The 14393-nt window shown below is 59.6% G+C and carries 11 protein-coding genes and 1 tRNA gene; 6 read left to right on the top strand and 6 right to left on the bottom strand.

Features of this window, described 5'->3' with window-relative positions:
- The first annotated feature begins 576 nt into the window (after positions 1 to 576).
- The 4 genes from E2E27_RS06710 to E2E27_RS06725 all read left to right on the top strand — a co-directional run bounded on the left by E2E27_RS06710 (position 577) and on the right by E2E27_RS06725 (position 7453).
- Complete coding sequence (locus E2E27_RS06710) at positions 577 to 5262, top strand: DUF8616 domain-containing protein (protein ID WP_141458242.1); 4686 nt, start codon at positions 577 to 579, stop codon at positions 5260 to 5262.
- A 6-nt stretch (positions 5263 to 5268) separates the two neighbouring features.
- Positions 5269 to 5769, top strand: a complete 501-nt coding sequence (locus tag E2E27_RS06715; protein ID WP_141458243.1) for a hypothetical protein — start codon at positions 5269 to 5271, stop codon at positions 5767 to 5769.
- A 445-nt stretch (positions 5770 to 6214) separates the two neighbouring features.
- Positions 6215 to 7057, top strand: a complete 843-nt coding sequence (locus E2E27_RS06720) for a hypothetical protein (protein WP_141458244.1) — start codon at positions 6215 to 6217, stop codon at positions 7055 to 7057.
- A 45-nt stretch (positions 7058 to 7102) separates the two neighbouring features.
- The gene (locus tag E2E27_RS06725) at positions 7103 to 7453 is read left to right on the top strand and encodes a TrbC/VirB2 family protein (protein WP_141458245.1); all 351 of its coding nucleotides are present in this window, start codon (positions 7103 to 7105) and stop codon (positions 7451 to 7453) included.
- Between the two features lie 437 nt (positions 7454 to 7890).
- Here the strand turns inward: E2E27_RS06725 and E2E27_RS06730 are convergent, their stop codons facing one another.
- The 4 genes from E2E27_RS06730 to E2E27_RS06745 form a co-directional block, all read right to left on the bottom strand.
- Entirely contained in the window at positions 7891 to 9153 is a 1263-nt protein-coding gene (locus E2E27_RS06730; RefSeq protein WP_066526811.1) for a type II toxin-antitoxin system HipA family toxin, read from the bottom strand.
- Complete coding sequence (locus tag E2E27_RS06735; RefSeq protein ID WP_066526814.1) at positions 9150 to 9473, bottom strand: helix-turn-helix domain-containing protein; 324 nt, start codon at positions 9471 to 9473, stop codon at positions 9150 to 9152. The genes E2E27_RS06730 and E2E27_RS06735 overlap by 4 nt, the downstream gene beginning before the upstream one ends.
- A gap of 136 nt (positions 9474 to 9609) precedes the next feature.
- A complete protein-coding gene (locus E2E27_RS06740; protein WP_141458246.1) occupies positions 9610 to 10074 on the bottom strand; it encodes a hypothetical protein in 465 nt (154 codons plus the stop codon).
- Complete coding sequence (locus E2E27_RS06745; RefSeq protein WP_066526817.1) at positions 10067 to 10471, bottom strand: helix-turn-helix domain-containing protein; 405 nt, start codon at positions 10469 to 10471, stop codon at positions 10067 to 10069. Before E2E27_RS06745 ends, E2E27_RS06740 begins: the two co-directional genes overlap by 8 nt.
- A 105-nt stretch (positions 10472 to 10576) precedes the next feature.
- Between E2E27_RS06745 and E2E27_RS06750 the strand changes: the two genes are divergently transcribed.
- Positions 10577 to 10798: a hypothetical protein gene (locus tag E2E27_RS06750; RefSeq protein WP_197425930.1), complete on the top strand. Its 222-nt coding sequence runs from the start codon at positions 10577 to 10579 to the stop codon at positions 10796 to 10798.
- Between the two features lie 193 nt (positions 10799 to 10991).
- Positions 10992 to 12089, top strand: a complete 1098-nt coding sequence (locus E2E27_RS06755) for a tyrosine-type recombinase/integrase (RefSeq protein WP_066526820.1) — start codon at positions 10992 to 10994, stop codon at positions 12087 to 12089.
- A gap of 122 nt (positions 12090 to 12211) precedes the next feature.
- Here the strand turns inward: E2E27_RS06755 and E2E27_RS06760 are convergent.
- Positions 12212 to 12286, bottom strand: a tRNA-Val gene (locus E2E27_RS06760).
- A gap of 104 nt (positions 12287 to 12390) precedes the next feature.
- Positions 12391 to 14289 (bottom strand): signal peptide peptidase SppA, encoded by a 1899-nt coding sequence (gene sppA, locus E2E27_RS06765; RefSeq protein WP_141458247.1) that lies wholly within the window; start codon positions 14287 to 14289, stop codon positions 12391 to 12393.
- Between the last annotated feature and the right edge of the window lie 104 nt (positions 14290 to 14393).

Raw genomic sequence — 14393 nt, forward strand, 5'->3', positions numbered from 1 at the left:
TGACTCCCGGCATTCTCATTGGATGTATCTTCGGGGCTGGACGGTGAGACCGTCCGCCACCTTGGCTGCGGTTGGTTCATTCCAACGAACTCGCTCGCGTGTGCTTTTTTCCGAATTGACTCGGTTTCGATTCTCCATGATCTTCAAGAGGTAAGTGAAGAATCGGGCGCATCAGTCAAAGTTGGCTGAAATGCGCAGTCTCCGACTAATTCCACTTATGTGAGGGTTGTATTCATGGCTGAGCTACGAAAAGGCGCGTTCCGCGTCATAGGGGTTTTTTGTGCTTTTTTAACGGGTGCGACCTGCGCTCCGGCCCACGCCCTTTCACCTTACGCACTTCCCTCGTCTGCCCTTGTCGTCGCCATGGCCTCTCTACAGGCAGGGGGCCAGTGTCTCTACATGACCTATGACCAGAACGGCAATCGGCTCACCCTTTCCTCATCGACTCTTGCCTCGGAACCCGCGTCCTGGGGGTCGTCCGCCTTCGGTTGCTCGCGTTGGGGGACGTCACCCTGACGGGAACGAACTGCCTTATGGGCGAGTGATCAGGCGGGGGTCTCTGGGGGTGTGGGGCAAATGTATCATCTGCTGACAATTCTGTTTCGCCTGATCAGGGTATTGGCTCTTGGATGTGGTCTGCTCTGCCTTGCGTTGCCGATGCAGCTTGCCGCGCAGACGCAGGAGGACGCGACTCCGATTGGTTGGAAATCGGGAGCGCAGCCAAAAGACGTAATTTTTGAGTCGCCGGAGGCGGCCTGCCAGGCGCAATGGCAGTGGTATCAGGGCGATAATCCATCTTCCCGCTTCGTGGGGGTCAAGGCCATTTCGGATAACTGGGGCCGCGTGGAGTGCGTCTGGACCAGCTTTCAATACCTGTGTCCTGAGCCTGGGCAGCAGGGTGGAATTGCCGCCTGCGGGACAGTCTTGCCGAGCATTGCCGAAATCGCCTGTCCTTCAAACTACAGCGCTACGGCCGATGGATATTGCCGGTTCAATCCGGCGCGCGAGCAGGATTGCAACCCTTGCGTCGACAATGGCAAACCCAATCCCAAGACCGGCAATCCGGTGATCATATCGACCGGCTCGAAGTATCTCGAAGCCCTTGATTACGCCTCTGCCGATGGCCTTTTCCGGATCGGCAGGCAGTACCGGAGCTCGCAGGTCGGTCGCCCGTTCCAGAACCGGGTTCTCCCGCGATCGCAGCCACGGGGTCTTCACGGATCATGGAATTTCGAGTTCAGCCGCGAACTCCAGTTCGGGGTTTTCGCTGGCACGCCCGCAGCACCCAACGCGACCGTAGCGATCCTGATGCCAGACGGCACCGGGTACGCCTTCGTACTGCAACCCGATGGCACGTGGTCAGAAGAGGCCGGCTCGGTCTATGCCAGTTCATCAGGCAACCTCAAGCTCGAGCTCCTTGGCGCTCTGCCCGCCGACCTGACGACACTTCGCGATGCTCCGACGACGTGGAAGTTCACTGATGAGGACGACAGCGTCTGGATCTTCGAGACGCGCGTAGGCCTTAATGGCGGTGCCTTTGTCTATGGCTGGCCGGTCTCGATGACCACACGGTCGGGATACGCGCAGACATTCGCGTATGCCAACGACAGCAGCCTGGCATCGATGTCGGACAGCTTCGGCAGAACGGCGACCTTTGAGTGGGACAAGTTCGTCGTCACCACCCGCACCACCGTGCCCGCCGGTTCAGAGCCTGTCGCTGCTGCGGTATCGAAGATCAATCTGCCCGACGGCACCAGCTTGAACTACCTTTATGAGGACTTTCCGCTTTTTGATCGGAAAGCTGTTTTCGGCAGTTCAAAATGGCAGAGCACGGGGAGTGGCGGCGGTGCCCCGGGCGGCACGAGTGCATCTGTCATGATCATCCCGAAAACGAAGCGCCTCGCTGGAGTTGAACGCCGCTCCTCCAGTGGTCAGGTACTCGACTCCGTCAAGTATCTCCACGAAAACGCGACATTTCGAAAGAGCATTACCGGGATCATCGATCATCGTGACGAACGTGTCGCAACCTTCACCTATGACGGTGCGGGGCGGGTGACGGCGAGCGAGCTTGCTGACGGCGTGGAGCGCAACACCTTTGCCTATGGGATGAACGGAACCGCGCGCACCCGCACGGTCACCAATGAGCTTGGCAAGCGCCACAACTACACTTTCGGAGAATTCTCTTCGGCGCGGCGGGAATACCAGCTCACCTCGATTACGGGCGACGCTTCGGCGTCCACGCCCGCATCCACCACCTCGCTCGGCTATGGCGGCGGCACTTTCCTTGCGAGCACCACTGACGCTGAAGGCCGGGTTGTCACGACCACACGGGATGCGCGCGGTCGGCCGACCACCATCGTCGAAGCGAGCGGCACCCCCGACCAGCGCACGACCACGATAACCTGGCATCCCACATTCAATCTGCCCGCCACCATCGTGACCGAGCAGCTGACCGAAAGCCGCAGCTATGATGCGCAGAGCCGATTGGTATCGCTAACTCTGACCGATACCACGAACCATACCAGCCCCTATCCGACCAACGGCCAGACCCGCACCTATGCCTATAGCTGGGATAGCAATGGCCGGCTCCTGTCGCAGAACGGCCCGCTCGCTGCTGTGGGCACCGAAGACGACCTGACCTCGTTCACCTACGATGCTGCCGGCAACATGCTGACCATGACCAATGCGCTCGGGCAGGTTACGACCTATGCGGGCCACGATGCCAATGGCCGTCCGGCATCGATGACCGACCCCAATGGGGTCGTCACCGCCTTTGCCTATGATCCGCTCGGCCGGATCCTAGCGATCACGGTCAAGCACCCGACCGATGCTGCTCTCGATGCGACCACCTCGATGACCTATGATGCGGCCGGCAATGTCACGGAGCTGGCGCTGCCCGGTACAGCGCCGTTGCTCATGGAATATGACGGCGCGAACCGCGTGACCGTCATGCGCTCTGCCAGCGGTGAGCGGTTCGAATTTGCCTATGATGCCATGGGCAATGTGACGCGCGAGACGGTGAAACGCAGCGATGGCTCCACCTCGCGTTTTGTGCGGCGTGAGTTCGACGAGCTCGGGCGGCTGCTTACTGAACGCCTCGGTCTGCGCTCCCCGGCGCGGCTTGGCTACGACAAGGTCAGCAACCTTACCGGCTTCACGGATCCGAATGGCGCTGCGACCACGTCGGCCTTCGATGCGCTCGACCGTGTCATCTCCACGCTGGCACCGGATGGCGGCACGCAGGCGTCGTCTTATGACAAGCAGGACAACGAGGTCAGCTTCACCGATCCCATCGCGGTGACGACGCAGTTCACTTACAACGGCTTTGGCGAAGTGATCCGCGAGATCTCGCCCGATCGCGGTACCAACACCTACGAATACGACGCTGCCGGACGACTGACCAGTTCGACCGACGGGCGCGGACAGGTGGTCAACTACGCCCACGACATCCTCGGGCGCGTTACTCGGATGGAGCCGGGGGGACGGCCCGCTTCCGAAGTGATCGAGTACCATTGGGACACGGGAGGTCTGGCCGGCTCGTATGGTGTCGGGCGGCTTGCCAAGGTGGTCGATGGCTCGGGGACCACGCTGTTCCAGTACGACCATCGCGGCAATCAGACGGTGCAGCAGCAGGTCATCGGCACCAGCACGGCGGCGCAGCTTGCCTACAGCTACGATCTTGCTGACCGGATCACCCAGATTACCTATCCCTCGGGCCGCCAGGTTCGCTACGGCTACGACACGCTGGGCCGCGTCAATCTGGTCGAGACCCGCGCCAATGACGCCACGCCAACATGGCAGGTGGTTGCTAGCGGGCACCAGTATGAGCCGTTCGGTCCGGTCAAGGCGATGGCGCTGGGCAACGGGCTGGCGGTGTCGAACGACTGGGGCACCGACGGCTTTCTGGCGGAGCGCCGCCTCGTTGCGACCAGTAGCGGCACCGCGCTCTCACACCTTGCCTATGGCCGCGATGAGGTTGGGCGGATCGGGGCGATCGCCGATCAGCTGAGCCCGGCGAACTCGGTGATCTATGGCTATGATCCGGTCGGTCGGCTGACAATGGCGGTGTCGAGCAGCACAAGTGCCGGGTCGGAGACCTATGCCTACAACCCGGGCACCAACCAGCTTGCCTCGGTCTCCGACGCGAGCGGCACGCGGACGGTCAGCTATGACGGTCGCGGGAACACGGTGGCAGAGTCCCGTCCGGGCGGCGTGGCGGTCGCGGCGAGCCATGATGGCCACGCGCGGCTCGAAAGCTACGACCGCAGCAATATCGGCACACAGACTTATTCCTACAACGGTCTCGGCGACCGGGTGCGGGTCGTCAAGCCGACAGGCACGCGGCATTTTGTCTATGACAGGCAGGGCCGGGTGGTGGCGGAATATGGTGCTTCGTCGGGCGAGGTGAAGGCGGAGTTCATCTGGGCTTTGCCGCCTGCTGCGAATGACCCCGGATCGGGGTCCGGGGCAGGCAACTCACCCTTCGGCGGCGATGACGGAATCGTCGGCTACGCCCCGCTCGCGCTGGTGGCGGAGAACGGACTCAACCAGCTCGAGCTCTACTGGATCCACGGCAATCACCTCGGCGTGCCGATGGTCACCACCAATGCGCTGGGTCAGGTGGTCGATCCCGGCAATGACTTCCTGCGCCCCGGCTTCCCCGGCCAGAGCCAGGTGCTGAGCGACCTCTACTACAATCGCGCGCGCGACTACGATCCGGTACTGGGGCGGTATATTCAAGCGGATCCGATCGGGTTGGTGGGGGATGTGAACCCGTACCTTTATGCCAACGGCGATCCAGTAAATGGAATCGACCCGATGGGGTGGGAAAAAATCAACCTTTTTCCGTACTTCGAACCTGGGATGCGCGAAGCTGCAGACCGAGCTTACGAGAAGCAACACCCAGGGACTAAACGCAACTACTACTCGATCTACACACATGGAGGTCCAACAAGAGCGTGCGTTTATACGAGCTCAGGTTGCCTGAGCGCGAAAGACTTCGCCAAATGGTTAAGACGAAAGGGGTATAACAAAGGCAAGCCCATTATCCTGTTTGCATGCAACACTGGAGCCTCGGATGATGGATTTGCACAAATGCTTGCTAATGAAATGAAGGTTTTGGTTCTTGCACCAAACCAGTATGCTTGGTTTAACTCAAAAACTGGCTTCACCGGCATAGCTGGCATTCGTTACAATTCTTCAGGTGATAGGATCCGTGACCCCGAGCAGCCGGGAAAATGGCGCTGGTTTCTTCCGGAGTGAGAAGTGATGAAAAAAAGGGCAATTTTTGCATGTGCTGCTACGATTGTGCTTAGCGCTTGTGGCGACGAGGACGTTGCCAGCAAGAGCCTTGTAGAGGCTCCAAAGAGTGAAGGAGTTCCAGGAAGTGCGTTTGTACTAACTGAAAACGAGCTTCAAGAGGAGCTCAAAGCTGCAAAATCTGGCAGCGTAGACGCGATAGAGCGTCTTGCATTGCATTATGAATATACAGGAGATCTAAAACGAGCGAAGATGTATAGAGAAAAGTGTCTCGCGCGTCGAAGCCCAATTTGTCTTTCCGATGAAGCTGGGCGGCTATACACAAAATACACGCTTGTAGACAGCGAACAAGAAAAAAGACAAATGATAACAGCCGCACTTAATTACAGTCGAATATCAATAGAAAATACTGACCCTCGTGATTCTAGATTGTTAGCGAGCCTTCGGGAGCAGGAACGCATAATCCATCAAGAATATAATATTTTTAATTCTGTATATTCGAAAAAATAAGTAAGTTTATTAATTACGATTGATAATAATATGACGTCAAATGTAGATCATGTTTAGAAATTCAAGAACGTCGTTTTTGCGAAAATTAGCGCTCTACCAGTCACTTAATATTTACTGTATGGATGATCCCCATATCGGATGTAATTAAGGGATGCATAATTTACGGGCAATGGGTAGGCCATGATCAGATTGCTTAGCTGAAAAATTATAGCCACAAAAATTCGAACGCCCAAACCTTCGCGTATGGTAGATTCGGCGACTGGGCGCAGGTAGTCAATTAAACAATTCGCGACACATTGTCTGCAAACGCCCATGTCGGGTGGTTTCTCGATATTGCGCGTTAACAAGGGGCCATTGGAATCTATCTATACGTCACTATTGGCTGCTCCGGGATCCCAAATTGATCTGCAATGCGGCCATCGTTCAGAGAAAGGAAAGGATGTCAATGCGTTTCACAATGGTTCTCCTTGCTTTCGTGGGATCGCTCATCGCCACCGCTACCTCCGCGCAGGTACCGCAATGCACCGTGCCCAACACGCTGGTGAACGGCCAGGTCGCCGATGCCACGGACGTGATGGAGAATTTCAACGCCGTGGCCGCTTGCGTCGAAAGTGCGAGGGGCGACACGGTCACCCACGAAGGCAATCCCACAACTGGAGAGATCGCAGTCTTCGCCAGTCCCACCGGCATCACTGGCGGCAACCTGACGGGCGATGTCACAACCACCGGCACCACCGCAACGCAGCTCGCGACATCGGGCGTCACGCCGGGCACCTATTATAACGCCACCGTCACTGTCGATGCCAAGGGGCGTGTGACCTTTGCTGAAAGCGGACCGCTTGGCGCTGGCAGCGGAACGCTGGCCTACACCACGCTGTTCTATCAGCCGGCCTACACCTTGCCTGCGGGAACTTCGACGATCATCGATGTCTCGGGCGCCAACGAGTTGATGGTGATTGCCGACAACATCACCAAAAGCCTGTCGGGCTCCTTCTCGGTGCAGTTCAGCGTTGACGGGGGCGCCACGTATGTATCGACCGCTGACTATGTTGTCGACGTCAACTCGGCAGGGCTGTCGAGCCGCAATGGCTCGATCATTGGTAGCAGCACCACAGGCTCGGCGCGGAGCTTCACGCTGCACGTTCCCAACCTCAAATCGACCACGCCGAAGCTCTATTTCGGCAGCCGGCCAGGCTATTTCAACAACACCGGCGCGATCACCCATGTCAGGATCTATTCGACCGCAGGCAATATCACGGGCGGGTCACTCACGGTTCTGGGGCGCTGAGCTGTGGATTGTCGGATGGGCCTTAAGACATTGCGGGTCTGATCGATGTCGGCGATCTCTTCTGCCGGAGAGTGGATCGCAGCATCCGTAACCTCGTCAGTGGCGACCATGATAATGTCAATTGCCGTGGCCTGCTTCGGGATGTCGATGCTTGCGGGCCATCTCTCGGCGCGCCGAGGGCTATTTCTGGTGCTCGGTTGCTTCATCCTGACAGGGTCCGCACAGATTGCCGGATCAATGATGGGCTCGATCGCTCGCCAGGAGGCCATACCTGCATTGCCGCAAAACGGCCCGATTGAGATTGTGGAGCTGCCGCCTCTTGGTCCGGAGCCCGCACCGTTGCCGCCTGTCGGCAATCCCTTCGATCCCTACGCTGGCACGAAGCCGGTCCAATAAGGAGGAGGGGCTAAGAGATTCTTGCCAATCGTCGCTCGTCACATATGCGAGCGGCGTGAAGACATACAATGTGCTGGAGCTTCCCCTTATTTCGGCGCAAACGAGCAGTGGTTCGCCATAGCGCGCGCCCATCATCTTCGCCTCAAACAAGCCAGATGAGCCCATGTCGAGCACAGTGCCATCTGCCGAAGTAAATTTTACATAATGTTTATTATCTCATCGGTATCGATGATTATCGTTAAATCTCATAATGTTGTATTGGAAAACTTCGTCTCGATATGGTCTGACATGACGCCCAGGCTCCTCCCGGTCATTGTCTCAAGCTGCCATCTGCATTCTCAATACAAACGAGCATCCGTCGGGCTGAGGGTCGTGGTGTCGGGGCGAAGCGCAGAACAGGCAACAACGCCACAGTATGACTATTGTGCCGCGCTTAGCTAGCCAAACTGCTGCGCCACGGAGGCCAAGACTTCTGTTACCGCTTCCTTGGACACACTCACACCCGTATCGCGCGCATGGGCGGGCCAATCCGCGAGGGCTGCTCGCACCTCGTCGATAGCGGCGGTTACACGTTTGGCGGGGATCCCGTGGTTCTTCCCAAGCTTCTCGACATGCTCGCGCGTGATGGCACGGCCTTCGCCCAGAACAGCCATGTAATGCTCGCCGCCGGGGCCATTCGAGAATGTAAGGTCGAAAGCAGGAGCAAGCCGCCAATTTCCCCGATCATCCATCAGGTAGGCATGCTGGCGGACATGATCGTCGCGGTTTCGCGCGAGGATGTTGAAGACCATGCGGCGGAAAGCTTGCTCGACGTCCGCCATGCTATGCGTGATGGCCAGTGTCGCCTTGAGGAAGCCGTCGTAATCGACGCTCGGCATATGTGAGGACGCTTCCAGGGCCCCGCCGAGGCTGACCATATGCAGCCGCTTTCCCACAGCCGGCCGATCGAAACGTCTGGTTGCGAAATGGCCCGGTCCGGTCTTCGAGGGGATAAGCCGCGTTTCCGCCATGTCGATCTGCGCGGCGCGCGCCATGCGGGCATAGGCCTCTTCCACCGGCCCAATATCCACGGGGTCAATGGTTGCGGCAAATTTGACGATCCATTGCTGACCGGCTCTTCCGCCAGTGGCGTTACTCAGTTCGTCTCCGGCACACAGGCTGCCATCCGCGCCGATCGCCACGTGAACCTTCGGCCGCGCGCCGCCAGAACCGCCGCCGAGACGTGCTAGCAGATCGTCCAATTCTGACGCCTCGCCCAGAAGCACATGGCGGGCTTCATCGGCCAGAAAGTCAAGGTCGATGCTATCAGCTGCTTCGTCCGACAGCGTTTGAGGCTGGAAGACAAGGGCGCCGCGGCCTCTCGCGCCGACCAGAGCAAGCCGGTCCACCGCATTGAGGTCTTCAAAACGATGTCCCAACTGCTGGACGCGACGCCTCAGCAACAACAGGCCCCATGCATCGGGCAGGCAGTCCGACAGGAAACCGTGGAGGCCTTCGAATATTCGGCTGCGGGCAGGGTGCAGGCCGAACTCAGATGGATAGTTAAGCGGAGAGATCGGAAGACGCGCAGCGATGATCTCTGCCGACCATTCGAGCTGAGCCAATCCGCTGGCCATCGCCAGCCTGCCGACAGAACGCGGCGCTGCAGTCTCGTCGGTCAGCAGTCCAACCGCCAAAGGCGTTCCCGGAGCCAGCTTCATGACCCAATTCCACTTGAGCGCCCGCTGGCACGCTGGCGCTGCCGCTTGGCTGCCTGACGCTGCTGTGCAAGCAGTTCATCCATGCTGGTCGCCGGAACTTGTGGAAACAGCGCGACAATGCCCTCATCGCAGCGCAGTGCAATGGCAGCGCGAACAAGGTCTTCGATGGACGCCCTGCCTTCGGTCTCCATCCGTCGCCATGTTCTGTGGGCCACGCCTGCTTTGGCGGCTGCCGCTTGCTGGGTAAGATCGAGAGCCAGGCGGCGAGCCTTGATCCGCTTACCGAGGTGCGTCAGCTGATCTTGGAGGATGAATAGCATGGGCCATATATGGCCCTCTAGAATCCAATTGTCAATTTTATGGGCCGTATTTGGCCGCTTAATTCGTGCGCGAGACTCTGGTTTAAACTTCGCGCTGATGACGTGGCACCGTCACAAGCCGCTTCACCGTGAACGCTCAATGCGTTCCTGCTCTTCGGCGATGTAGTATTGAGGTATGACTCGCGCGGTACATCCGTTTAAACGCTGGGCTCAGCTTCAGGCGCCATCCGTCCCGCCAGTTCCATGCATTTCCACGCAAGACTGGCCGTCCAATCATCTTCTCCAGAGTGAGGAGGACGCAAAAGAGGAATAAAATCATAGCTTCGTGCGGCTCTGGCAGGGCCGCTGATAAGCCTAGCGATGACACCCGTAGGAAATATGCTGCCGATGCGAAAAAAATCAGAGCCAGCGTGATGGGCTTTAGCCATTTCATCAGAGACATATAGCTTTGCAAAACGAGCCTCAAATGTTCGCGTCGTGCTCTTTGCAGTATGGATTGGCGAACTATGGTCCGTTGGGTGGCGGCGCGATCAGGGTATCGATCGGCGAAGAAGGAATGCAGGTTTCGTTCTGCAGCGCCAAACACATCATTGTCATTCATTGGCTGCCATCCTTCTGGTCAGCACGTCTGCCATATCGTCCGAAATTGTGCCGTTCTCGATCAAATATTGAAAGAACAATTTCGCAAGGTTGATCTCGTTCTCGCTGCTTGGGTTTACCTCATACCTGAGGTTGAAATCCTTCGCGAGGCGGATCGCTTGTTCGAACATCTGCAGCAGGTTGTCGCGAAACATGATGCCTGTGCCGGATAGCAGCCAAGTAGGGTCAACTCGATACTCTTGGCAGATCTTTGCAATGGCAGCAGCGGGCGGGTCGCGGTCACCTCGTTCGTAAGCCACGAGAGCCGACTGTGAGAGCCCTAGCTTGCTGGCGAACTCGATTTGCGTCGCCTTTTTTGCGCGGCGCACATCGAAGAATCGTTGTCCGATCGTTGTCATACACGAATAGGCTTGCGGATTATCACGAAATGCATATTATTGTCGCATCTGCATAATGACTCGCCATTGGCGGATGAGCACGCAGAATACGGAGGATTTGCTGATATGCAAATGATGACCATCCGAGAAATCGCGCGGCATTCTGGCTGGCCGGAGGGCCGGATCCGCCGCCTCGTGGCAGCACGTCGGCTTCGCCACGTGAAACTTGACGGCTTACTCCTTCTTCCAGCCAATGCCGTAGATGAGTTCGTTCAGGCCAACATGGTTGAACCAGATCTCAAATTTGGTTCGCAGCCTTCGCCCGCCGCGAGAGGAGTTTTGCTGTGACCAGCCTCACACCCATCCTCGACCGAGCAAAGACGCCCGAGGCTTGGTCCGCACTGCTTGCCGAGAATGGCATCGTGCTTTCGCCACGAACCTTGCGGGAGTTAGCGCACCGGTGGGGTGCTTGCCACAAAGTGGGCCGGGTCATGCTCATTACCCCTGAGCAGCTCGACCTTATTATCGAAAGCCAGAAGAAATGCCCCTCGAACCTTATCCCCGCGGCGCGGTCTGGTGGGCGCGCGGTCGGGTCGAATACAACGGCGCGCCGATCACCGAATACTACCGATGCAGCACTGGCGCATCTGAGGAACAAGGCGCTTGGGACTGGTGTCGGAAGGAAGAGCAAAGCGCCATCCGCGTCCACCTTCTAGGTGAGGATCCGGAAGAAAAGGCTATCACCTTTGCCGATGCTGTCCTGAAGTACGACGCCAAGCCCAAGGAAGCTGCCTACCTTGTTCCAATCACTGTGGAAATCGGCTCGCTCCCGATTCACCAAATCAGCCCTAAGCTGGTCCGTGAGCTAGGCCCGAAGCTCTATCCGAATTGCTCCACAGACACCTGGACCCGTCAGGTGGTGACGCCGGTCAGGGCGGTGCTCAACAACATCAATGACAGCGAAAGCGGAATCGCCTTTCGAGTCAGGGGCTATACCCAGAAAGAAAAGGTCGCGCAGGATAACAAGCGCAAGAGCACCGGGCGGAAGAAGTATCCGCCGGGTAGCTGGGAATGGCTGCTCAAGTTCCGGGAACATGCGCCTCCTCGCTTGGGCGCGTTGGCGCTGCTCATGTTCGTCACTGGTGCTCGGATCAGTCAGGCAGTCTCGATGCATCCCCACAAGCACATCAACAAGGCGAAGGGCATGATCTGCATACCCGGCGCCAAGGGGCATGGGGATCGATGGCTGCGGGTGCCCGACGAAATCCTAGCCGAGCTGGCGGCCCTGCCCGAGGTCTATCCTCGCGACTGGCCGCGCAAACCGGAGAACCTGAGGCTCTTCGGCTATGCAGATCGTGGCGGACCGCGAAAGCTCTGGAACAAGGCCTGTGAAGATGCCGGCATCGAGCAGATCCCGTTCCATCCGGCGGGCCGTCATGGCTTCGGTCAGGAAATGAATGTTCGCGAAAGAGTCGACGAGAAGGCCGCCGGCGCGTTCGGCGGTTGGTCGGACCTCAATCTGATGCGCAACACCTACACGCATGCCGAGGATGCTGAGATCAAGATCAATCAGGCCCTGCGTCGGGGCCTGTTGAAAGCCGAGCGCAAGACGCGGCTCAAGCTGAGAAAGGAGCTCTGATGCTGTACGGGTTTTGTACGAGCGGAGGTCGATTCCGGCCCTTTTCGGAGGTGAAACGGGGTCAAAACCTGCAATTTAGAGAAATGGCCATCCATAAATTCCCTATATTTCAAGGGGATTTATGGTGGGCGCGGCAGGGATTGAACCTGCGACCCCACCCGTGTGAAGGGTGTGCTCTACCGCTGAGCTACGCGCCCGTCCCTTGGGCCATCTGGCCCGGACAGGGGCGCGCCTTTAATGGGGGTGCGCGCGCTTGGCAAGCGCTGCGGCACGATCGGGCGCGATTTTGTATGCGGGAGGTCTATGGGCCCGCGAGCCACCCCAGCAAGGCGAGCATGGCGTCGGGCTGGCGCGCCGCCTGTGACCGGGCCCCGGGCGCGGGTGCGGCAAGGACGGGGCATTCGAGGCAGAAGGCCTGAATGCCGCGCGTCCCGAGCAGTCGTTCGGCATCGCCGGCGATCCGCGCGCCCAGATCGGCGCTGCGATTGGCGGCAAGGGCGAACAGATCGCCGCCATGCGCGGCAGCAGGCGTGCGCGATGTCACCAGCTGGCGGATCAGCGAATCGTAGCTCTCGGCGCTGTCGCCGAGATAGACCGCGTGCCATTCGCCCTGCTTGGCCCCGGCCTTGCCTGCGACCCAGGCAAGCGCCTCGTCCATCCCGCCGAATTCGTCGACCAGCCCGAGCTGGCGTGCGGTGCCGCCGTCCCACACCCGCCCTTGTGCGATGGCATCGAGCTTGTCAGCCGGGATCCCGCGGGTCTTGCCGACCAGCGTGATGAAGTCGCTGTAGGTGCCTTCGATCGAGGTCTGGAGCAGCGTTTCCATCGCCGGGGTGAAGCCGCCGACGAAATCGGGCTGCCCCGACAGGGGCGTGGTGCGATAGCCATCGGCGGTGACGCCGAGCCGCGCGGCAGCGGCCTCGAAGGTCGGCACCACGGCATAGACGCCGATCGACCCGGTGATGGTTTCGGGCTGCGCGAAGATCCGCTCGCCCGACATCGCCACCCAGTAACCGCCGCTCGCCGCGACATTGGCGAAGGACACCGCAACCGGAATCTTGCGATCGCGGAACCGCTGGATCGCGCGGCGAATCTCTTCCGAAGCGGTGACCGATCCGCCGGGCGAATCGATCCGCACCACAAGCCCCGCCAGATCATCGTCGAGCGCTTCGTCGAGCAGATCGGCGATGCGGCTGCTGCCCGCCACGCCCGGCCCGGCATCGCCATCGACGATCTCGCCCGCGATCGTGACCACGCCGATGGCCTTGCCCGATTTGCGCGTGCCTTGATCGGCGAGATAGGCCGAAAGCTCGCTCGAGGCGAAGGCGCCGGGGGCCTTGCTCCACGGGTCCGCGCCCGCCAGCTCGGCCACGCGTGCGCCGAACTGCGCCCGGTCGCCGAGCTTGTCGACCAGCCCGGCCGCGACCGCGGCCTGCGCCATGTCGCCGCCCGAGCTTTCGATCCAGGCGACCGGATCGCCCGTCACCCGCGCCAGCGCCAGCTTGGGCCGCGCCTTTTTGACATTTGCCTGCCATTCCTCCCACAGCGCGCCATAAAGCCCGCCGAGATTGGCGCGTGCTTCTTCGCTCATGTCCGCGCGGGTATAGGGCTCCACCGCCGACTTGAACTCGCCCACCCGGTAGACCCGCGCATTGACGCTGAGCTTTTCGAGCAGTCCGGCATAATAAAGGCGGTTGCCGCCCGGCCCGGCAATCACGGCGACGCCTTGCGGGTCGAGCCACACTTCGCTGGCATGGGCGGCCAGCAGCATGTGATCATCGGCATAGCCCATGGCATAGGTGAGCACCGGCTTCTTGGCCTTGCGCACCCGCTCCATCGCCTCGCCGATTTCGGTGAGGTGCACCTGACCGCCGCCGAGGAAGGTCGTGAGGTCGAACACCACCGCCTTGATCCGCGCATCGGTGGCGGCGGCATCGAGCGCGCGGACGATGTCGCGCGCGCGGTATTCGGCGATCGGGGCGCTGCCGGAGATCAGCGCGGCGATGGGATCGACGGCGGATTTCTCTTCCACCACCACTCCGTCAAGGTCGATCAGCAGCGCGCCATCGCGCACCTGCCCGGGGTTGGGCCGGGCCGAGAGGATCGCGAACAGACCGATGAAGAACAGCAGCATGAACAGCAGCACAAGCCCGTCCTTGATCCCCACGAGGATCTTCCAAACCTTGCCTGCGAAACTCATCCGGTCATCCTTTTGCGCTGTTCCTGCCGATCTAGGGTCTTTGCCGCGCAACTTCTATCGGAAACCTTACGGGCGGGCTTGAGCGGCAGATGCGGTTCGATTAA

It is taken from the genome of Porphyrobacter sp. YT40, from assembly GCF_006542605.1.
In the GTDB taxonomy this organism is placed as follows: Bacteria; Pseudomonadota; Alphaproteobacteria; order Sphingomonadales; family Sphingomonadaceae; genus Erythrobacter.